The organism is Sporosarcina sp. G11-34 (genome assembly GCF_026931025.1).
This window is the reverse complement of the sequence record NZ_JAHNZW010000018.1, coordinates 39,113-61,143: the sequence shown is the minus strand read 5'-3', so window position 1 is coordinate 61,143 and position 22,031 is coordinate 39,113. Positions and strand designations below refer to the sequence as shown.

The 22,031-nt window shown below is 41.0% G+C and carries 21 protein-coding genes; 5 read left to right on the top strand and 16 right to left on the bottom strand.

Translation table 11 applies throughout. The features are described from left to right. Nucleotides 1–186, top strand: a 186-nt coding sequence (locus tag KSU66_RS19015; RefSeq protein WP_269053040.1) for an IS3 family transposase, incomplete at its 5' end; no start/stop codon positions are given. Nucleotides 187–398: 212 nt separating this feature from the next. Here the strand turns inward: KSU66_RS19015 and KSU66_RS19010 are convergent. The 5 genes from KSU66_RS19010 to KSU66_RS18990 form a co-directional block, all read right to left on the bottom strand. Continuing rightward, entirely contained in the window at nucleotides 399–1,184 is a 786-nt protein-coding gene (locus KSU66_RS19010) for an HAD family hydrolase (protein ID WP_269053039.1), read from the bottom strand. A gap of 63 nt (nucleotides 1,185–1,247) precedes the next feature. Then, on the bottom strand, nucleotides 1,248–2,942 hold the full coding sequence (gene ilvD, locus KSU66_RS19005) for a dihydroxy-acid dehydratase (protein WP_269053038.1): 1,695 nt from the start codon (nucleotides 2,940–2,942) through the stop codon (nucleotides 1,248–1,250). A gap of 174 nt (nucleotides 2,943–3,116) precedes the next feature. After that, entirely contained in the window at nucleotides 3,117–4,448 is a 1,332-nt protein-coding gene (locus KSU66_RS19000) for a glycoside hydrolase family 18 protein (protein ID WP_329958856.1), read from the bottom strand. Between the two features lie 493 nt (nucleotides 4,449–4,941). After that, nucleotides 4,942–6,597 (bottom strand): FAD-binding dehydrogenase, encoded by a 1,656-nt coding sequence (locus KSU66_RS18995; RefSeq protein WP_269053037.1) that lies wholly within the window; start codon nucleotides 6,595–6,597, stop codon nucleotides 4,942–4,944. Nucleotides 6,598–6,622: 25 nt separating this feature from the next. Continuing rightward, nucleotides 6,623–7,408, bottom strand: coding sequence for an MBL fold metallo-hydrolase (locus tag KSU66_RS18990; protein WP_269053036.1), 786 nt, complete (start codon nucleotides 7,406–7,408; stop codon nucleotides 6,623–6,625). 116 nt (nucleotides 7,409–7,524) lie between these two features. Here KSU66_RS18990 and KSU66_RS18985 point away from each other — a divergent pair, with 116 nt between their 5' ends. The 3 genes from KSU66_RS18985 to KSU66_RS18975 all read left to right on the top strand — a co-directional run bounded on the left by KSU66_RS18985 (nucleotide 7,525) and on the right by KSU66_RS18975 (nucleotide 9,319). Next, the gene (locus KSU66_RS18985; protein ID WP_269053035.1) at nucleotides 7,525–8,163 is read left to right on the top strand and encodes a spore coat protein; all 639 of its coding nucleotides are present in this window, start codon (nucleotides 7,525–7,527) and stop codon (nucleotides 8,161–8,163) included. A gap of 149 nt (nucleotides 8,164–8,312) precedes the next feature. Continuing rightward, entirely contained in the window at nucleotides 8,313–8,984 is a 672-nt protein-coding gene (locus KSU66_RS18980) for an HAD family hydrolase (RefSeq protein WP_269053034.1), read from the top strand. 158 nt (nucleotides 8,985–9,142) lie between these two features. Next, nucleotides 9,143–9,319, top strand: a complete 177-nt coding sequence (locus KSU66_RS18975; RefSeq protein WP_269053033.1) for a CsbD family protein — start codon at nucleotides 9,143–9,145, stop codon at nucleotides 9,317–9,319. Between the two features lie 185 nt (nucleotides 9,320–9,504). Here KSU66_RS18975 and KSU66_RS18970 read toward each other — a convergent pair whose 3' ends face one another. The 3 genes from KSU66_RS18970 to KSU66_RS18960 are packed head-to-tail and all read right to left on the bottom strand — an operon-like array spanning nucleotide 9,505 to nucleotide 13,096. Beyond that, nucleotides 9,505–11,418: a PTS fructose transporter subunit IIABC gene (locus KSU66_RS18970; protein WP_269053032.1), complete on the bottom strand. Its 1,914-nt coding sequence runs from the start codon at nucleotides 11,416–11,418 to the stop codon at nucleotides 9,505–9,507. Then, the gene (gene pfkB / locus KSU66_RS18965; protein ID WP_269053031.1) at nucleotides 11,415–12,347 is read right to left on the bottom strand and encodes a 1-phosphofructokinase; all 933 of its coding nucleotides are present in this window, start codon (nucleotides 12,345–12,347) and stop codon (nucleotides 11,415–11,417) included. The genes KSU66_RS18970 and pfkB overlap by 4 nt, the downstream gene beginning before the upstream one ends. A 2-nt stretch (nucleotides 12,348–12,349) precedes the next feature. After that, on the bottom strand, nucleotides 12,350–13,096 hold the full coding sequence (locus tag KSU66_RS18960; RefSeq protein ID WP_269053030.1) for a DeoR/GlpR family DNA-binding transcription regulator: 747 nt from the start codon (nucleotides 13,094–13,096) through the stop codon (nucleotides 12,350–12,352). Between the two features lie 156 nt (nucleotides 13,097–13,252). Between KSU66_RS18960 and KSU66_RS18955 the strand changes: the two genes are divergently transcribed. Then, complete coding sequence (locus KSU66_RS18955) at nucleotides 13,253–14,512, top strand: TolB domain-containing protein (protein ID WP_269053029.1); 1,260 nt, start codon at nucleotides 13,253–13,255, stop codon at nucleotides 14,510–14,512. A gap of 188 nt (nucleotides 14,513–14,700) precedes the next feature. On the opposite strand, the gene KSU66_RS18950 is transcribed toward KSU66_RS18955, so the two are convergent. From KSU66_RS18950 to KSU66_RS18915, 8 genes are all read right to left on the bottom strand, one after another. Then, nucleotides 14,701–15,564, bottom strand: coding sequence for a biotin-dependent carboxyltransferase family protein (locus KSU66_RS18950; protein WP_269053028.1), 864 nt, complete (start codon nucleotides 15,562–15,564; stop codon nucleotides 14,701–14,703). Beyond that, nucleotides 15,561–16,325: a LamB/YcsF family protein gene (locus tag KSU66_RS18945; protein WP_269053027.1), complete on the bottom strand. Its 765-nt coding sequence runs from the start codon at nucleotides 16,323–16,325 to the stop codon at nucleotides 15,561–15,563. The genes KSU66_RS18950 and KSU66_RS18945 overlap by 4 nt, the downstream gene beginning before the upstream one ends. After that, a complete protein-coding gene (gene pxpB / locus KSU66_RS18940) occupies nucleotides 16,310–17,074 on the bottom strand; it encodes a 5-oxoprolinase subunit PxpB (protein ID WP_269053026.1) in 765 nt (254 codons plus the stop codon). The genes KSU66_RS18945 and pxpB overlap by 16 nt, the downstream gene beginning before the upstream one ends. Beyond that, complete coding sequence (locus KSU66_RS18935) at nucleotides 17,064–17,678, bottom strand: pyroglutamyl-peptidase I (RefSeq protein WP_269053025.1); 615 nt, start codon at nucleotides 17,676–17,678, stop codon at nucleotides 17,064–17,066. Before KSU66_RS18935 ends, pxpB begins: the two co-directional genes overlap by 11 nt. Before the next feature lie 252 nt (nucleotides 17,679–17,930). Next, nucleotides 17,931–18,833, bottom strand: a complete 903-nt coding sequence (gene prpB / locus KSU66_RS18930) for a methylisocitrate lyase (RefSeq protein WP_269053024.1) — start codon at nucleotides 18,831–18,833, stop codon at nucleotides 17,931–17,933. An 89-nt stretch (nucleotides 18,834–18,922) separates the two neighbouring features. Further along, on the bottom strand, nucleotides 18,923–20,431 hold the full coding sequence (locus KSU66_RS18925; RefSeq protein WP_269053023.1) for a tripartite tricarboxylate transporter permease: 1,509 nt from the start codon (nucleotides 20,429–20,431) through the stop codon (nucleotides 18,923–18,925). A gap of 15 nt (nucleotides 20,432–20,446) precedes the next feature. Beyond that, nucleotides 20,447–20,890: a tripartite tricarboxylate transporter TctB family protein gene (locus KSU66_RS18920; RefSeq protein ID WP_269053022.1), complete on the bottom strand. Its 444-nt coding sequence runs from the start codon at nucleotides 20,888–20,890 to the stop codon at nucleotides 20,447–20,449. Nucleotides 20,891–20,981: 91 nt separating this feature from the next. After that, nucleotides 20,982–21,959: a tripartite tricarboxylate transporter substrate binding protein gene (locus KSU66_RS18915; RefSeq protein WP_269053021.1), complete on the bottom strand. Its 978-nt coding sequence runs from the start codon at nucleotides 21,957–21,959 to the stop codon at nucleotides 20,982–20,984. Nucleotides 21,960–22,031: the final 72 nt, after the last annotated feature.

Sequence of the window (22,031 nt, the reverse complement as noted above, 5' to 3'; positions counted from 1 at the left end):
ATGGAGAATTACTTTGGAATTATGAAGCAAGAAATGTATCATGGCGAGGCATTATTATCTTACCGTGAACTTAAACAAAAAATCGAAAAGTACATTTATTATTACAACAATCAACGAATTAAAATGAAATTGGCTGGTTTAAGTCCAGCGGAATACAGGACTCAAACCAACCAAATAGCTGCATAATTAAAACTCTAACTTTCGGGGGTCGCCACCTAACTGCGGTGCTGATTGTTGTTCTAATTCGATGTTATTTCGCTTGTTACTTCAACTTTTGTACCAGTGAACGGAACGAGTTACCTTTGCGGTTCCGTGTCCTTTTTCATACGTTTTTTTACGTTTTACACCTCTGAAGAGAACCCGTTGCCTACTTTGGTGGCTCTTCGTGGCTCTTCGTTTCACTTATTTTCAATGATAGAAAATAACTCATTCAAATCTTTAATTTCATAAGTTGGGATAATTTCCTCATGTGCTTTATTGTTCTCTCGATTAATCCAAACAGATGGGATCCCTACATATGAAGCCCCTAGAATATCTGTCATCAGATTATCCCCAACCATTAATGCTTCACCTGGCTCAATATTACAAAGCGCTAAGGCATGTTCGAATATAGTTCGATTTGGTTTACCTACGCCAAATCCACCTGATATAATTACATGTTCGAAATACGGTGCGATTTCTGGTGTAATTTCAAGTTTAGTCTGCTGCAAACTGGGCGATCCGTTTGTGATTAGCACTAATTGATAGTCTTTTTTTAGCCGGTCCAACACTGAAAATGTTTCTTCATATAGGAAAGGACTTTTCTTTCGCTCTTCTATAAATAGCTCCGCTAATTCACTTCCAAGATTCGCGTCATCTATGCCCATTTTTTTAAGTCCGTTAGTCCAGGCATCGCGTCGGTAGCCAGGGACAAGTTCTTTCATCTTTTGAAAGGATTCCCCTTCGTCATCAAAAGTTCCCCATAAACCTTCAAATGGGTTAATGCCAATCATCTTTGTATAGTCAAACGTTTCATAAGTCGCATAAAGCTCACTTGCTTCGAATCTAACAGCCTCTTCCAATTTCGATGGATCTATATCATATGTATTGGTGACGCGCTCACACGTCTTCCTAAATGCTGTTGCCACACTTTTTTTATCCCATAAAAGTGTGTCGTCTAAATCGAAAAATATTGCCTTTACCATGAAATGCTCCTCCTAATAATAACCATAAAATAAGCTCCTAGAATATTCTAGGAGCACTTATTTTTAGTTGTCATCTCTATTAAAGTAATCAGTAACTGCGCCTCTTGATGAACAAGTAACGTTATGCGCATATTTCCCTAACACGCCCCGAGTTTGCAAGGGTGGTGCTACCCAACCTTTACGGCGTTTCTCGAACTCTTCTTCTGAGACCGCAACTGAAATTTCTTGTGTTGCAGAGCTCACTGTAATCTGATCGCCATCTTTTAGGAATGCAATCGGTCCACCCACTTGTGCTTCAGGTGCAATATGACCAACGACCAATCCGTGCGTCCCGCCAGAGAAACGGCCATCAGTAATTAACGCTACTTTTTCGCCGAGTCCTTTTCCAACAAGAATCCCCGAAATTGAAAGCATTTCCGGCATACCTGGTCCGCCTTTAGGGCCGACGTATCGGATGACCAAAACATCGCCTTCATTAACTTCATTCCGCATTACAGCTTCTGTGGCTTCTTCTTCTGTATCAAAGACACGAGCCGGTCCAGTATGCGATGTCACTGAAACGCCTGACATTTTCGCAACTGCACCGCGTGGTGATAAATTCCCTTTTAGCATAACTAATGGGCCATCTTCACTAAATGCATTATTAAACGGTCTGATAATTTTTTGGCCTTCTTGTAAATCAGGTGATTCTTTCAAGTTTTCTGCGACTGTTTTTCCTGTAACTGTCAGACAGTCCCCATGCAGATAGCCTGCTTCGAGCAACATCTTCATAACGGCTTGAACGCCACCAATGCGGTGTAAATCTTCCATGACGTATTTACCACTTGGTCTTAAGTCTGCCAGATGCGGTGTTTTCTTTTGGATACGATCAAAGTCTTCCATAGTTAAGTCTATTTCAATCGCATGTGCCATTGCAAGTAAATGTAATACAGCGTTTGTAGAACCACCAAGCACCATTACAACTGTAATCGCATTTTCAAATGCTTCTTTTGTCATAATGTCTTTCGGATAAATCCCTTGTTCCATCAAGTTGTAAACTGCCGCTCCAGCTTCTTCACAGTCAGCAAGCTTTTCTGCAGATACTGCTGGATTCGAGGAACTTCCCGGTAAACTCATACCCATTGCTTCGATTGCTGAAGACATTGTGTTCGCTGTGTACATTCCACCACATGAACCTGCTCCAGGACAAGCCGCACATTCAATTGCGCGTAGCTCTTCTTCATCTATTTGACCCGCATTCAATTGTCCAACACCTTCAAACACCGATACGAGGTCAATGCTTTCCCCGTGAAGTTTACCGGCAGCAATTGTTCCACCATATACAAATACTGAAGGTACATTGGAATTCGCAATTGCAATCATACATCCTGGCATATTTTTATCACAGCCGCCAATTGCAACAAGCCCGTCCAAGTTTTCTCCACCGACAACTGTCTCGATAGAATCTGCAATCACATCACGACTTGGTAAGGAATAACGCATGCCGCTCGTCCCCATTGAAATACCATCCGCAATTGTAATTGTATTAAAAATCATTCCGACTGCACCTGCATTTGTCGCGCCTTGTTTCGAAGCAATTGCCAGTTTATCAATATGTACGTTACAAGGTGTGACTTCGCTCCATGTGCTTGCGATACCCACCATTGGTTTTTCGAAATCTTCATCAGTTACGCCAACTGCACGTAACATCGCGCGGTTTGGCGCTCTCATCGTTCCTTCACTAAATACTTTACTATTAATTCTCAAATCTTTTGTCAATGATTGTCCACCTCTTTCATTGTTCCATTATACGACATATTTTCTATAGTTCAATGTTTTCCGTTAATTTAATTGAAAGATTTGTGACAGTACTTAGAACCTCTTATTATTGGTAACGCTTACACTTCGTGGCATGAGAAAACCTTGCCAATTAACCGGCAAGGCCCATAGTTTTTATATCGTTGTAATTTTTCGTACGATGAAGTTATCATTCAGCAGTAACCAGTTTTGTGGAAAGGATAGACCTAGTTTCCAATACATAATTCCACGTATATTTTGCTGTTTAATCAAATCAAATTTCGCTTGGATACTTCGTGCATCTTCAAACCAAACTTCATGGTACACGCCAGCGTCATCATAATATTCGAAGAATGGCGCCTGTGCTACATAATCATATTGAATCTCGGCTTCCTCTTGCAAGGCTAACGCAATTGCTTGTTGTGGACTAAGGGCAACCGCAGCCTTTCCCCCTTGAGGTGGAAACGGGGCTGACCAGTCATAACCATATAAATTTTGACCTATCATAATTTTATTTCTAGGCATGACAGTGGCAGCGTATTCTACGATATTACGGACGGGACCAATCGGACTAACGGCTTGAGGTTCGCTATACGTAAAGCCCCATTCGTACGTCATAAGGGCGACAAAATCCATCAACTCCCCCATCGTCGCATAATCATGCGCACCGTATATGCCCGTTTTAATATCACTTGGTTTTGGGGCAACTGCCGTTGACACTGTTAGGCCAGCTGCATGAAAACGATCCCGGGCTCTTCGCAGAAAATTATTATACAGTAGACGATCCTCCGGATATAACAATTCAAAATCAAAGTGAATATCTTTATACCCTACTTCGTTTGCAATTTGAATCGCATTATCAAAAAGCAAATTTTGAACCGCAACACTGTTAAGTATATCTCGTGCTAAATCTGCGTTAAACCCAAAGTCCTCTAGATTACTTATGACCATTGCATTCGCTGCACCCGCGGCACTTGCGATACCTGGTATGCCACCAATTGTCGGTGCAACAAGTGTCCCGTCGCGCATTGCCTCGTAGCTAAACATTGCTAAATACGTTAGGGAGCCAACTCTTCTTTTAACTTCCTCAATCATCACCTCGGTCACCGGCGTCCGCGGCTCGACATAAAGCATGACCTCGATTGTTGGTTTCGGTTGAGTCGGGATACGAAGTCGCTGGCCAATCTGAAGTACCGCATTATTTGGTATTCCGTTGGTACTCGCAAGCGTATTAACCGACATTCCGTATCGGTTTGCAATCGTATAAAGGGATTGGCCTGGTTGAACTAAATGGTAACTTCCGTCAACCGGGATAACTAATGCCTGCCCAATAACCAAACGCGATGGATCAGGAATTTCATTTGCTACCGCAATCTCTTCATAACCAATACCGTATGCCTTAGAAATTCCATACAAACTTTGCCCTCGTTCAACAACGTGAATCTGCATAATCTCATCTACCTTTCGTTGACAAAATGCTCTCTTCATAAGTTTACTAATACGACAAGCCTATTATGCATAGATTAGATGAATCGCATGATATCACGATAATATCAGCGGAAGTAAAACTAAATATTGTAAACCGATTATTATTGTTTCGCATACACTATCTATGAAAGGGCGTTTGCCCAACTATGTGAAACGTATTTTAATAGAAGGTAGGGAAATGTGTGAAATTAAAGAGGTTTATTAGAATTTTCTTCTGCGCAAACTTTCTGTTGTTGTTCGTCTTTACATTTCTACCAATCCTTATCATTAACCCAGACTTAGAACAGCTTCATTCTATTCTTAACTACATGAATAAAGAATAATGGTAGAAAAAGCTAAGAATCTAGAACTTAGCTTTTGTATTTATGCCAGGTGTCTAATTTGAACGCGTAAAATGTTACAAATACGAATAAAACCACCGCCATCCGAAAGCTAATTGGATGGCGATGGTTTCTTTATTTCAATGTTTATTCCTTAATCTTCCCTTTTGGACTTACTTTAAATCTTTAGCAAGCGCCCTTCCTGCTTCTCTTCCGGTAAAAAGACAGCCGCCCAAAAATGTGCCTTCTAATGAACGGTAACCGTGAACACCGCCGCCGCCAAACCCAGAAACTTCGCCTGCCGCATACAGTCCAGGGACTAGCTCTCCAGCAGTATTTAATACGCGCCCCGATAAATCGGTTTGTAATCCACCTAAGGTTTTTCGACTGACGATGTGCAATCGAACCGCGATTAACGGGCCTTTTTTCGGATCAAGTATTTTATGGGGACCGGCAACTCTCACTAACTTGTCGCCAACATATTTTCGCGCACCGTGAATAGCGGTGACTTGAAGATCCTTCGTAAAGGGATTCTCCATTTCCCGATCACGTGCAATGATTTGTCGCTCGATGTTTTCAACACTCAATAAGTTTTCGCCTGTGATTTCATTCATCCCATCAACTAGTTCTGTTAATGTATCCGCTACAACAAAATCATCGCCTTTATCCATAAAAGCCCTGACAGGTGCAGTCGGCCCTGGCAAAACTCGCTGCAGTACTTTTCGTATACTTTTTCCCGTTAAGTCTGGATTTTGTTCAGACCCGGATAGCGCAAACTCTTTTTCAATGATTTCTTCTGTTAAGATAAACCACGAATAATCATAGCCGGTTCTCCGAAGCGCCTCAAGCGTTCCCAAAGTGTCGAAACCTGGAAAATTGGGTGCTGAAAGTCTTTGACCAGTTGCATCGAACCAAATAGATGAAGGACCAGGAAGTATTCTAATCCCGTGTTTGGGCCACACTGAATTCCAGTTTTTAATGCCTTCTGTGTAATGCCACATTCGGTCTCTGTTGACGAGCCGACCACCCGCCCTCTCGGTAATCGCTAGCATGCGCCCGTCAACATGCGAAGGTACACCTGTAATCATATGCTTAGGCGCGCTACCAAGTCGTTCAGGCCAATTCTGCCGAATCAATTCCTCGTTCGCCCCGATTCCACCACTTGTTACTAAAACGGCTTGAGCCAAAACTTCGAAATAATCGACAACCTCACGTGAACTTGTCTCGCCACGAGCAACCGAACTTGGAATCAGCCGAGCCCCTCGGACACCAACAACCGCACCTTTCTCGGTTATTAATTCATCGACACGGTGCCTAGGAAGATAATGAACCAACCCTTTCTTCACCGCAGCTCTTAGCTTCTCTTCAAACGGTTTAACGATACCAGGTCCAGTCCCCCATACAATATGAAAGCGCGGCACCGAATTACCTGGTCCCTCTGCAAGATGTCCACCACGTTCAGCCCAGCCCACAACCGGAAAAAATCGAATACCGTGAGTGCGCAGCCAATCCCGCTTTTCTCCAGCCGCGAATGCGACATAGGCTTCTGCCCATTTTCTTCCCCAGTAATCCTCGTCTTCTTCACGATCAAAGCCAGCTGTCCCGAGCCAATCTTGCCATGCCAAGTCGTGTGAATCCTTAATTCCTAATCTGCGTTGTTCCGGTGAATCGACTAAAAACAAGCCACCAAACGACCACCATGCTTGTCCCCCAAGTGATTCTTCTGGTTCTTGATCCAGCAACAATACGCTCTTGCCTTCATCTACAAGTTCCGCCGTTGCAACTAACCCCGCCAAACCAGCACCTACGACAATAACATCATACTTCAATTATTATCCCCCCAGTTCATTCGGTTCATTTCAAAATCGAATTTACAATATGCTGTGGTGAGTTTTCAAATAATGATAAGTAATTCATAGCATGTCGTTTTGGAAATAGTTCTTTTCTTATTTCGCGTCGAGAATTACCGTCTTTATGCAATGATAGTACTTTTTGCTCGACATCAACTAAGTAATTCAGCTTTCTTTCAATCGCTTCCCTGCCATTTTTAATTACTCCAGCATGTGAACAAATATATACTTCAAAATCATAGGCTAAGATTGTTCGCAAGGATTGTATAATTGTTGGAATAGATTCAAATGCAAACAAGCTTTTAGGCGCTGATTGCACATATAAATCTCCTCCGAATAACCATTTCTTCTCACGGTTATATAAAGTAATATGATCATGTGCATGACCAGGTGTATGAATAATATCCCATGTATAATTCGGTGTTTTATGCGTAGAATTTAATGCAATGGGTTGAAAAGGCTCTCTTTCACCCCAAAAAACTTTCCGGTAAAGAGGCAGCTTCATTTTACCCTCACAATTCTTTATTCCTGATTCGTGAATGTAAATCGGCACTTTTTTATGGTCTTGAATCCAACGAGCAACACCAGTATGATCTTCGTGGTGATGCGTTAAAATTACCTCTGTAAAGTTATATTTATTCAATAAAGGAATCAAAAACTCTTTCTTTTTAATTGGGCCTGTGTCAATTAACAAGCCATCAAGGAGAAACACCGAGACTGGTAATTGTTGACTTGCAAATGTAGTGATTAATTCTACTTGGATCAAATCTTCGAATGACTTTTCCTTCAATTTTCAGCCCACCCTCAACAATATATAACACTTCTGAAAATCCATGAATATTTTTTTATTCTACCCCCATACTAAGTGGGATGCTAAAAGTTATCAACATTAGGAGGAATTTTATATTGACACACAATCAATCCGGTGAGACACATCAGAACATGCACACAGGAGCCGTTCCACCACTTATGAATCATGGTGGACATGAACTATTCGACGTCCATGAAGCCTTATCCACCTCTGTCGCTGGGTTAAATCAGTCGATGTTATTACGCCAACACGTAAAAGATGCTGAGTTACTTGATATTCTGGATCGCCAATACCGCTTTGCACTGGATGAATACAACATAACAGTTGAAGCCTTTAAAACCGGTCAAGACCCTTCACAGCCAACCGGAAGCTATAAAATGCAAGGAGGAAATGATTTCGTTTATGGGATGAAGCCAACCCAACCAACGAAACCTATCCAATCAGATTCGGAAATTTCCGATGAAATTATTTCAGGTTATTTATTAGGCGCATCAAAAGCATCTGCAACCGCAAAAACGACTGCGGCACTTGAAACATGTAACCCAGTTTTGCGCCGTGTCCTTGCTGATTCGATCCCAAACTGTATTGAAATGGCTTATGAAACGGCCATTTATCAAAACAAACATCATTATTATCAAATCCCACAACTTGCTCAGCAAGATATGCAACAACTGCTCAACGCATTTGCGCCATCCGGACAACCTGGAATGCCAAAACCACCCAATCTACAATAAAATAAGCTCTATCCAAAGCCAAGATTTTTCCTCTTGGCTTTTTACATGGTAAAATAATCCCCTTTTTACATTGCGAATACGCCCCAAACACTGTATCATTTTAAATAAGTAGAATATTCTTCTAATATATCAACTTAAATAAGAGAGATATGGTGATAATGATGCGTGTTGCTATTTTCGACTTTGATGGAACATTATATGCCAAAGAAACCTATCAACTTTTAATGGATCACTTAAAGAAACATCCTGTTTACCACACTAGATTTAATCGGTTTTATCGTTCAATTTTACCGCCTTACCTTGGTCATAAATTGAAGGTTTATCCTACACATAAGATGCGTGCACGTTCGATGGAAATATATCTGAAGGCACTTGAAGGGCTGTCTGCAAACGAATTGGAAGAATACTTCAAGGAAATTTCTGATAAAATGCGATCCGATTTCAACCCACTCGTCGTTTCACAAGTTAAACAACACGCACAGGACGGGCTTCACATTATGCTTGTCTCTGGGGCCTATACACCTTTATTACACATCGCTACCAAAGGGTTGCCTTTCGATACGATTATCGGAACAGACATCCCACTAAATAACCGTACACTTGATACGAAAGCGCCTATTCATCACGTTCAAGGATTACGAAAAAACGAACAAATTGAAGCCTTCTTGGGCGATAAAGAAATAGATTGGGCAAACAGTTTTGCATACGGGGATAGTTACTCAGATTTGTCCGTCTTGAATCTAGTAGGAAATCCTGTCGCCGTTCAACCTGAGCCACGTTTAAAAGATGTTGCTGTTAAAAAAGATTGGCTCATAATATGAAATTCCCGTTGTTCAACAGTTAGCTGTTTGAACAACGGGATTTTTCGATTTATGACAACTGACTGATCCCCTATTCGTGGATTATATTTTGGATGACTAAGTTTGTGTCATATATGAATCGATATAAACCTATTATAAAGTTAAGGGAGGAATATAAAATGAGTGGTTTTAAAGACAAAGTTGAAGGGGCAGTTGATAAAGTTAAGGGCGAAGTAAAGGAACAGTTCGGCAAATTAACAAATGATAAAGGTAAACAAGCAGAAGGTAAATTAGATAAAGTGAAGGGCTCAGTAAAAAGTGCGACCGGAAAGATTAAGGATACATTTAATAACTAAGTATAAAGACGACTGCTCCAAAGATAAACTTTGATCCAGTTATTAGAGCGAGCTGTTTACGTTTTTGTAACTAAAAGAAAACACCTTCCCGTTGTCTAGTTGGGTATTCAAACCAACTAGACTGCGAAAGGTGTTTTTTTAGATTGGTGTTAACAGCAATCTACTTAACGGTAACTTCGATAACTTCATGCAGCCTGAATAACATTCTTTTTAAGTACCCCGGCCAGTAAAGCCGTAACGATTGTTCCTGCAATAATTGCCAGTGCATAGAGTAAGACATTTCCAAATCCACCCTCAACAAGTCCCATTACAAAGACACCGCCGTGTGGTGCACGTAATCCAATGTCAAACAGCATCGTGAGTCCACCGGTTAGGGCAGCTCCAGCAACCGAAGCTGGGATAACCCTGGCTGGGTCCGCTGCAGCAAATGGGATAACACCTTCCGTAATAAAGCAGGCGCCGAGTACATAAGCCGTTTTTCCAGCTTCCCGTTCTTGCTTTGTAAAACGTTTCTTAAATAGCGTCGTTGCAAGCGCAATACCAAGTGGTGGTACCATTCCCGCAGCCATGACTGTTGCAATGAACGTAAAGTTTTGTGCATCGAGCATCGCAATTCCAAATGTATAGGCAGCTTTATTTATAGGTCCACCCATATCAATCGCCATCATTGCACCCAACAAAACACCAACAAGCACAACATTCGTTCCACCCAATCCTTCCAAAAATGCAGTAAGACCGGTATAGATTTTCGTAAGTGGCGGGTTAATCAGCATCATAATAATGCCAGTAAATGCAATACTAAACACCGGGAAAAATAAAACTGGTTTTAATCCTTCTAATGAATTCGGTAAACGAGAGAACATTACTTTAACCAATAGCGTTAAATATCCGGCTAGGAAACCAGCAATCAAACCACCTAAAAATCCTGATCCACCATTCGCGCCATCGACCCCAGTTACCGTAATGGCAATTAATCCACCAACCATACCTGGCGCAAATCCAGGACGATCGGCAATACTAGATGCAATAAATCCAGCTAATACGGGCACCATAAGGAAGAATGCTTTTCCGCCGCCGATTGTTCCGAGCATTGCCGCGAATGCATTGTATTCCGGACTATCCGGATTTCCTGACTCGATCCCCCAAAAAAAGGAGAGCGCTATCAATATTCCGCCGCCGACTACAAATGGCAGCATATTGGAAACACCATTCATCAAATGCTTATAAAATCCACCGCGCGATTCGCTTTTCTCAGTATCGTCTTTTGATCCGTCATGTTTATAGATTGGCGCATCTAAATTCACCGCACGCGTTATTAATTCTTCAGCTTCATAAATAGCCTTTCCAACTGGAATCTGTATCACTGGTTTTCCGTTGAAACGAGCCATTTCGACTTTCGTATCTGCAGCAACGATAATCGCGTCTGCTTCCGCAATATCGGCATCCGTTAGCCGGTTTTTAACACCGCTCGATCCATTCGTTTCAACTTTTATAGAAACATTCATTTCTTTTGCTGTTGTTGATAATTTTTCCGCGGCCATAAACGTATGCGCAATACCCGTTGGACACGCAGTTACTGCCAATATCTTACGCGATGTCTTTGGAGATTCTTCAGTTTCAGCCGGTTCTTCTGGTCCATCCAACTCGGTTTCCTTGTCATTAACAGCTTGTAGAATGTCTTCTTTTGTCGTTGCTTCTAGAATTCTTTCCCTGAACTTTTCGTCCATTAAAAATGTCGCTAATCTCGAAAGCGCTTCCAGGTGATCGTTGTTTGCGCCATCCGTAGCTGCAATCATGAAAAATAGATGAGCCGGTTGACCATCAAGCGAATCATAATCAAGGCCATCGGTAGAACGTCCAAATGCAATCGCCGGTGTCTTTACCGCGGCTGATTTCGCATGAGGAATCGCGATGCCATCTCCAATTCCCGTTGTACTTTGTGCCTCACGAGCCAAAATATCATCCATAAATGATGCTTTATTTATTAATTTTCCCGCACCATCTAGTTGGTCAATTAGTTCCGTCAATACCTCTTGTTTTGAATTGGCGTTAACATCTAGAATAATCGTTTCTTCTGTTAATAGTTGTGTAATTTTCATAATTTCACATCCCCTGTATTTAATGGACTTAGTATTACTTGATCAAGCAATTTTTCCACGTCTTGTTTTTCACACAAATCAGACTGAAAAGCTGTTGCACTTCCACTTGCAACACCATAACGGAATGCCGCAGTTGCATCCTGATTTTTGACAAAGGAAGCTAAGAATCCTGCGACAAGCGAATCGCCGGCCCCTACTGTGTTGACCACTTGTCCTTTTGGTGCCTCGGCCACTATCGCCAAATCCTCGGTCACGAGCAACGCACCTTCCCCGCCCATCGACACAACAACATGTTGTACACCTTTTTCAACAAGTTGTTTCGCAAAATAATAAGCTTCCTGTTTAGTCTTTATTTCTGTATCAAATAACTCGCCAAGTTCTTCTTTATTTGGCTTAATAATAAACGGTTTCGTCTGAATCAATTCTCGTAAAGCTGGACCAGATGTATCAAGCACAAAATGGATTCCGCCATTTTCACAAATGTTAGCCACTTTCACAAAAAAACTACTTGGAATTGATTTCGGTAAGCTTCCTGCCAATACGAACCAATCGCCACTCTTCAATCCTTGTACCTTATCAAGCAATGCCTGTAGCTGCTTCTCATTAACGTTGGGTCCAGGACCGTTCAATTCCGATTCTGTATCTGCTTTAACCTTCACATTTATACGCGTAATTTCCTCGGTTTGAATAAAATCAGTCAGAATCTCTTCTTTGTTTAGAAATTCATTAATATGGTCACCCGTAAATCCGCCCACAAAACCTAGTGCTACACTTTCTACATCCAAATGTTTCAACACGCGTGACACGTTTATCCCTTTGCCTCCCGGATAATAATAAACATCATCCGTGCGGTTTAATTCCCCTTGATGAAACTCCGTCAAATAGGTTGTGTAATCAAGACTTGGCGAAATTGTGCACGTATAAATCATCGTTAAATCACCTCTACTGTCGTCATTTTTTCAAGTGCTTCAAATGTATCTTTCTCAAGCGGTCCGGTAAGTAAAACAGCATTTTTCATGTCATCAATTTTGGCAAAGCTTACTTTGTCATATTTCGAATGATCAGCAACTACATACGTTTTTTTGGCAAGTGTTCGCGCAAGCTGTTTAACGGCAGCCTCTTCTGGATCCGGCGTTGTAAATCCAAACTCGATATGAAAACCATTTACGCCCAGAAAACACTTATCAAATCGGTAATTTTCTAGCGATTGAATCGTTTGAGGACCTACAAGTGCGCTCGTTTTTGCCTTTACATAGCCACCTGTTAAATAGGTTGTAATCCCTTGCTCGATTAATGAATTCACATGTGTCAGTCCGTTTGTAACGACTACAATATTTTTATTACCTAAAAAAGGGATCATCTGAAATGTCGTTGTTCCTGCGTCTATAAAAATACAATCCCCATCTTGAACTAATGATGCGGCATATTTTGCGATTCGAACTTTTTCTTGAAGGTTTCTGGACGACTTTTCTGTAATGCTCATTTCCTGTAGTTTTCGTTCACTTACAGTCGCGCCACCGTGAATACGCTCTAATTTATGTTGCTCTTCTAATTCTGTTAAATCACGTCTAATCGTCGATTCTGAAGCCATCGTAGCCTCTACAATGTCTTGTATTTTAATGGTTTGTTTTTCCGCTAACAACTTCATAATAATTTCCTGTCTTTCATTCGTTAACATCAAAGCACCACCTCTATTCATAACTTATAATTCATTCTACTCCAACCTGCAATCAAAATCAATCACAAACAACCAAAATCAGTCAACCAACACCAAAGTTATATATATGCATAAGTTTATGGTTTGGGTAGAACCTACATAAAAAGAGGTGAAGTTGTGCGAAGAATACTTCCTTTACTTATTGTTGCATTGCTAATCTTTCCGTCCATTGCACACGTGGAAACGAATACTTCCGGTGTGAAAGTAGCCTTTATTCGCGATGGATACTTATGGATTAAAGACGACGACAAAGAAAAAATGTTAACAGTTGATAAAGCGATATACAATTACGCACCACAGTGGTCCCACGATGGAAAGTTTCTCCTTTATCAAAAAGAAGTGAAGGAAAACATAATGGATTATTATAAGGAAACATCGAACGAATTATGGGTCTATGACACAACTACAAAAAAACATCATAAATTTTTTCATGATGGTCTAAATCCAAAATGGTCTCCGACTGAAAACATTGTCGCCTTTAATGATCAGGGCGTATTAAATATATCCAATTTAAAATCTTTCTATAATGTTGCTTTGGGAGTGGCTGATTTTGAATGGCAACCAAACGGGAAAGGTTTCATCGCATCGTCAAGTGCATCTCTTCGTCCTGATGGTTGGACCCACCCAATCCTTTACACCATCTCTATTGAAGCAGGTTATCAGGACATCTCTGACTTAACCAAGAACGTGAAAGAATTATTTGTCATTCCAAAAGAGGTCGGAATAGACGATACGAAAATCCCTTCCATCGGTGCGGGATCTTTCACATATTCTCCAAATAATAAATGGATTTCCTTTATTATTTCACCTACCGCCTCTTGGTCGATGGATAGCGATATGCTCGCGGTGATAACTGCTGACGGCAAAAAATTCGAAGTGATTGACGAGGTCATCTTGGATTTCAGTCCACTATGGGCACATAAAGAAAACTTACTCGGCTATATCGCGGGTGGAGGACGAATCGTCTTTGGCTTTAAAAATAAAAAGTTGAAAATAACTGAAATACCTGCTTATCAAACAGTCAATCTGACACCTAAAGAATACGCAGAAATGGGCTTTACTTGGGTAAGCGATAATTCTTTAATTGTTTCCCGTGTCCTGGAAAGTGATTGGTCCAATGATCCAACGAAACGCCCAAAACCATCCTTGTACTTGTTAACTTTAACCGGTCAAAAACAACTGAAAATAACTGCCCCATTACAGAATCAAGGAGACTTTCAACCGATATTCTTACCCACCATTAATAAAATTACTTGGTTAAGAAAAGACGATATCGCCACTGCTACAGGGGATTTATGGGTCGCCAAACGGAATGGTGATAGTGCCGCGGTATGGATTAAGAAAGTAGTGTTATACAGTTTTTATCCCACTAAATAATAAACAAAAAACAAACAGATCGAAACCCTTTTATGGATTCCAATCTGTTTGTTTTTGTCTATGACTGACTCTTTACAGTTAACGCTCGACTCTAAATGGCTTATGATTGACATTTGGCTTCCAACGACCGAATCGAGCGACCTTACAACCGGCTCTACCCCTAGTACCCGATTTAAAATCTCCACTGATCACTTACGATAGCTAAAACGAATTGTCCCGCCGCTTCTTAACTGCGCTACTTTTGGCAAGTCATTTTTACTCACTGTTCCAAGCGTTGCGTAGCCTCCAGTTGTTTGGGCGTCCGCCATTAATATAATTGGCTGCCCATTTGTCGGGACCTGTACGGTTCCAAATTGGGTCGATTCGCTGACAATATCACCGCTACTCACAAATTCAAGTGGAGGACCATTGAAAAAGTATCCCATACGGTCACCCCCACGATATGTATAAGTTGAGTTCAAAAAGGTTTTGACACTCGCTTTTTCAAACAACTTTATATGTGGACTTTCAAATAATTCAATTGAGATTTCCTTTGAATAATCTGGAATCCTTTTAGGTACCAATCCACGATTGAACCACTTTTGTTTCTCCGTATTTGCATATAGAATCATATCTTTAGTAACGGAATTACCAATCAGTCCCCTAGGATAATCGGAACTGCTCCCCAAAATCTCTGTTGCCGCGTATCCACCTTCAGGAATAATATAGGCGATTGAACCACTCACCGGATTTGGGAACGACAAGAACTGGCCCTTCCAAACTGAAAATGTCTTCCATAGTGGCACCGCCATTTCACCGTCTATTCGTGCTCCCAAATCGGCTCCTGTTATGATAATCCGGTAATCTGTGAGCACTTCCAATGTTAATCCGCCTAAGAATATCTCTAAAGCATTTCCTTTTTCACCATTATTCATTATTTCCTGGCCTAACTTGAATGCTGGCCAATCCATCGGTCCCGAAACTGGCATACCAAAATGCCGATAGCAAAATCTGCCTCGGTCTTGTATAGTCGCGTAGACACCCGGTTTCACCACTCGAAATAACGGAATCATGTCAAACCCCCTAAGGCGCTAAACCTCACTCCAGCCTCTTCTAACGCCCGCCTTATTGTACTGGCATTATGCGCTACACCTTCTCCGTCCCCGTGGAAACAGATTGTATCAGCCTGCAATGAAATCAATTCTCCAGTTACCGAGCGCACTTGTTTCTTGAGTACGATATCCTTAACCTGTTTTTCAATTTCTTCATATGTACGTAAAACCGCATTTGATAATAGTCGCGAACATAATGTGCCTTCCGCCGTATAACGACGATCTGCAAAAGCCTCACCCGCTGTTTTCAAACCGATCCGCTTTCCAGCTTCCATCAATTCGCTATTGCAAAGACCATATAAATAAGCATCTGGCAAAGTATCATAAACCGCTTCTGCAATTGCATCTGCAATACCCACATCTACCGCGGCTGTATTATACAGTGCCCCGTGTGGTTTGACATGCGATATTGGAACGCCTTGAATGGCACAGAACTGTTTCAGCGCACCGATTTGATAGACCACTGCGTTATAAACCTCACGAGGTGGCATAGCCATATCCCTTCGACCAAATCCTTGGATATCTGGATAGCCAGGATGAGCACCAATCGAAACATTTTTCCTTGAAGCTTTTTCTACAGTTTTTCGCATCACATTGAAATCACCCGCGTGAAGCCCACAGGCGATATTAGCGGAAGTAATCGATTCAAAAAGAGCATCGTCTTCCCCTATCGTAAATTGCCCGTAACTTTCTCCAACATCTGCATTCAAGTCGATTCGCATCGCAATCCCTCCTTCACAAACTGCTTGATTATTTCAGGTTCACGCGCTAGATTTTCTTTCATTACATTAAAGTCATCAAAAGATATCGAGCGAAAGCACAACTGATCCCCCGCACGAATTAAAAACGGTTCTGCACGTTCCAAACAGTATAGATCCAGTGGTGTGCGCCCGATTATATTCCAACCCCCAGGTGATTCAATTGGATAAATACCCGTTTGCGTTCCTCCGATTCCGACAGTCCCCTTGGCAACCTGTAAACGAGGCTTATCCAAACGTGGCACATGTAGCTCTTTTGGTAAATCACCAAGGTATGGAAATCCGGGTAGAAACCCAATCATATAAACCGTATAAGTCGTACTTGTATGAAGGGAAATGATTTCCTCACGCGTCAACTCGGTATGCGCAATAATCCGCGCCATATCATCGCTGAATGACTCATCATAACAAACCGGAATTTCAATTGACCGTGTACTTACAACCAACGCATTGTCAGAGCGCTTCGCCCACTTCGTTAGGATTCCTTCTATAGTATCAACTGGATTGACTAACTCTTTATGATAAAAAACTGTTACAGTCTGGTTGCACGGCACAACCTCGTCAAGAAAAGGATTCGGACTGTTTTCAATGAAGGTACAAAACTGTTGGATTATGCGTAAGGTTTCCAAGTTCATAGATGGACCAAAGTCGAATCGGATTGACTGTTCGCTTGTCACCATCGCTTTGGGGATGATTTGATTATTAGGTTTCATCGGCGGCCAACACTTCGATACATAGTTCAACGCCTTTTTTCAAGTCTTCATGTGACCAACTTGGAATACTGCCATGTTGAATAGCCAATTCATGTGAAGCAGGTATGTGAAGGAAACCGGATTTCATCGCTGGCTTCTTTGTTGCAGCGTAGTGTAACCCTTCGTACATGACGTTATTACATAAGTATGTGCCTGCAGTATTAGATACTTCAGCCGGCAAGCCTCCCGCTAGTAACCGATTCACCATCGCCCGTACTGGCAGAGTGGACATTATTCCCGGTTCCCCGTCCGCTTGAATCACCTCGTCAATAGGTTGATTACCTTCGTTATCTGCGGCACCATCTTTCACATTAATCGCGATTCGTTCTGGTGTCATTTTGTATCGTCCACCCGCAAGACCCATTGATAGGACTGCATCAGGTTGAACTTTCTCAATATGCGCCAAGAGCTGATCACCCGATGATTTAAAGTCGACTGTTAAGATTTCACTGTGGATTTTGTAGTCACCAATAATCTGACCATGTAACTCCTCTGCTATTTTCATCGTAGGATTTACCGTGTATTTTAGAAATGGCTCAAAACCTGTAAGTAAAAGGGTTTTCATCTTATATGACCTGCTTTCCTATTCATCAATTTTCATCATTACTATTCAGCCAGATATCGTCAATTGCTATAGATTAACTTTTGAATTCATTTGTTTACTCTCTGTCTATTATATCTGACAACTCCATTTTATTAAAGCTTGTGTTCGGCCAAAATTATTGCCTTCTTTCAAAAATATAAAAACGCCAAAGAGTCCGGAAGGTTTCCAACCGGACTAATTTGAGCGATATTTTATTTAAAGCCGAAACCAATGTTATTCTGGCAGTTCCGTCTTCGCAATTTGTTCATCAAGCTCTTCATAAGCATGTAGACCAATTACATCATATAGTTCTTTCCGTGTCTGCATCATGTGTAACGCATCTTTTTGCGTACCTTTGTCGAATATTTCTTTAAAAACAACTTCATAAGCTTTCGCAGCAACTCGTAATGAAGTTACAGGATAGATAACCATTGAATAACCAAAGGATTCAAATTCATTCGCTGAAAAATAATCTGTTTTGCCAAACTCAGTCATATTTGCAAGTAAAGGTACTACAAACTCTTTACTTACCATTCGGAATTCATCTTCTGTCGTCAGTGCTTCAGGGAACAATGCATCTGCACCGGCTTCAACATACATTCTCATTCTATCTAGGGCAGCATCCATTCCTTCAACGGATAATGCGTCGGTACGCGCAACGATGACAAGAGAAGGAGCAACCTCTTTAATTATTTTAATCTTTTGCACCATTTCCTCTGCAGATATCAACTTTTTTCCATTTAGGTGACCGCACTTCTTCGGTAAATCCTGGTCTTCTATTTGAACCGCCGCGACATTTGCCTCAACCATTTCTTTAGCTGTTCTAGCGACGTTCAATATTCCGCCAAAACCAGTATCTATATCTACAAGTATAGGCAAATCTGTCGCACGAATAATTTCCCTTGCTCGTTCAGCTACCTCTTGCGAATGAAGGATGCCAAGATCAGGAAGTCCTCTACTTGCGGTAAATGCCGCACCTGATAAGTAAAGCGAGGTAAAACCAGTATTCTTTGCAACGAGACCCGACATCCCATCATGAGCCCCAATAATCTTTAAGATGGGTTTAGTCGTAATCATCTTTTTAAATTCATCTGCTAGTTCAATCTGTGTCCGTTGTTTCCCAATCAACCAAGTCATAGCAATAACCTCTTTCCAATATTTTTAATCAATACTAGTAATACCCCCCTTGAAAATGGTTTATTTTCAAGGGGGGCGACTTCCATATATTAGCGACTCATATTTTTCTCCAATTTCCTCTTTCTCAACCACGTTGAAAGGAATGGGTATCCAAGAGAAATAACCGTCATAATTGTAAGTGTAAGTGTAATCGGTGAAGCCGTTATTAGTCCTAGTGCACTATCATTTGTCACAAGGCTTTTCCTGAGGTTTTGTTCCATCTCAGAGCCGACTATGACTGCCAATATTAAAGGAGCTACCGGGAACTGAAGAATTTTCATAACTAGACCTATCAGACCGAAGATAATAAGAATGATAAAGTCAGTCATGCTAAAGTTCAAAGTATATGTCCCCATAAATGCTAATAACAGTATCATTGGATATAACGTTTTCGGAGGCGTGTCAAGAACTTTGACAAGTAACCCAACAAGCGCAATATTTAAAATGACAAGGAATATATTTCCTATGAACATACTGTTAATAAACGTCCAAACCATATCCGGATGATTTTCAAATAACAACGGACCTGGTTTCATTCCAAGCATAACGATTGCTCCGAGAATGACTGCAGTTGTCCCCGAACCAGGGATTCCCATCGTTAACATCGGGATAAATGCACCAACAGATGCGGCGTTGTTAGATGACTCTGGTGCTGCCAATCCTTCGATTGCACCCTCGCCGAATTCTTCAGGATTCTTGGAAATCTGTTTTTCTAAAGAGTAACTAATCATAGATGCTATCGCACCACCAGCACCAGGTAAAACACCGACAATAAAGCCAATAGGACCGTTACGAATCATCGGCCATTTTGTACGTTTCCATTGTTCCTTCGTAATCCATATTTTTCCGATGCTTTTCTTTTTCCCAAAAGGTCGATCAATTGTCAAATAGTTATACATAACCTCACCAACAGCATATATACCAATTATGACTACTAGAAAATCAACTCCATCAGCTAGATGGACATTTCCACCCGTGAAACGATAAACACCTGTCTGTAAATCGATGCCAATCGTACTGAGTAATAGACCTAGTGCCATCGCTATGAATCCTTTCACCATTGCACCTTTTGCCAATGCTACAATTGCTGAAAGCGTAAATATCATAAGCAAGAAGTATTCGGCGGGACCAAACTTCAATGCGAATTTAGCCAGTGGTTGTGCTAAAACAATAAAACCAACTACCGCCACAAGCCCGCCGATTAATGAAGCGATTGCTGAAATCGCTAATGCTTGACCAGCTTGGCCTTTTTGTGCCATAGGATATCCATCAAACGTTGCTGCGATTGCCGATCCATCCCCCGGTACATTCAATAGGATTGAACTTCTTGATCCACCATACATTGCGCCGTAATAGATGGCCGCCATAAGTATAAGCGCACTTGTTGGTTCCATTCCAAAAGTTATTGGTATAAGTAATGCAATTGCTGTTGCGGGTCCAAGACCTGGAAGCATTCCCACGACAGTCCCTAAGAATCCCCCCAAAGCTATCCAGAATAAGTTCTGAGGTTGTATTGCGACCATAAAACCTTCAATAATATGTTGCGTATCTATTCCCATTTTTGAGACTCCTTTCTACGGTAAACTTACCTGCAATAGAACTGCGAACGAATACCATGTAACAAATGAAAATGCAACAGCAATGATGATATTGTAAATCCATTTTTTTCTTCCATTTAACAAAAACATTAATCCACCCAGGAATAGCATTGTTGAATATAGGAAGCCTATTCTTTCAAATAGGAACGTATAAATAAGCATAAGCACTAAAGTAGTAATCAAGTAAAATGGCGCTTTTCCTTCCTTAACTAATTGGAACTCTTTAAATTCTTCTTTTCGAAGTTTCCATTCTTGAAAGAAATAAATTATACTCGCTCCGATTAAAATTAAAGCGATAATTATCGGAAAATACATTGGACCGTTCGGATCTCCAAGTCGAGCTTTTGGTAGATTAAAAGTAGAAACTAAATAGATAAAACCGACAATCATGAAAAATAATGGGGTTGCAAATCTCAACATTTTCTTTCTCCTTTCCCACTAACTATCAAATTCCTGCTCCAAATAAAAAAATGGGTCCAAATTACGAACCCACCATGTGAATTACGAGAAATTAATCAATCAGCCCTGAGTCTTTAATTAGAACTTCATATTTACTTTGCTGTTCTTCCAAAAACTCCATCGTATCTTTACTATTTTTATAGAATGGTTCCCACTCGTTATTTTCCAAAAGTTCATGCCATGCATCTGTTTCAACTAATTCACCAATTGTTTTATCCCAATAAGCAATTTCTTCATCTGTCATATCAGGGGGTCCTACGATTCCTCTCCAGTGAGGAAACACCATGTCGACTCCTTGTTCTTTCCATGTAGCTACATCTTCTAACCCTTTAATACGTTCTTCCGAAGAAACAGCAACGATTCTAAACTTTTCAGCTGTATGTTGATCAATAAATTCTGAAAGTGAAGATACCCCAAAGTCAACGTGACCACCAAGCAAAGCTGTTACTACATCCCCACCGCCCTCATAAACAAGGAAATTCAGTTTAGTAACATCAACACCGTACGTTTTTGCTGCTTCTATAAAGGATAGATGGTCATTGTTCCCTAGTCCGGGAGCGACGGCAATTTTAATTGAGGCTGGATCTTCCTTCAACTGCTCCATCAATTCTTGTGCATCTTTGTAAGGTGAATCCAGCGGTACTGCATATGAAATCCACTCAGTTGTTAATGTTGCAAGCGGTGTTACATCTTTAAAAGTCATATCGCTCGCACCTAGGATATTGTTTGTTACTATGAGGCTAGAATCGATTGCCAGACTGTGTGCATCTCTGGTTTGTAAGTATTTCCAACCAACTTCCCCGTTACCACCCGGTTTGTTAACAACGTTAATATTTTGTTCTACAAGTTTTTCATCTGTCAATATTTTTTGGATAGCCCTTGATGTTGCGTCATATCCGCCACCTGGTGAAGCAGGTGCAACAAATTCAATGTTTTTTGACGGGAATTCCTTATCACTCGCCCCTCCAGGTGAACATGCCGTTAAAACAAGTGCAATTGACATCGTCAAAAATAGTAATATTCTTTTCATCTCTCAGCCACTCCTTATGTTTGTTTTCTAAGTTATAAGTCAATTGTACAGGAAGTTTTCAAACTGTAACCG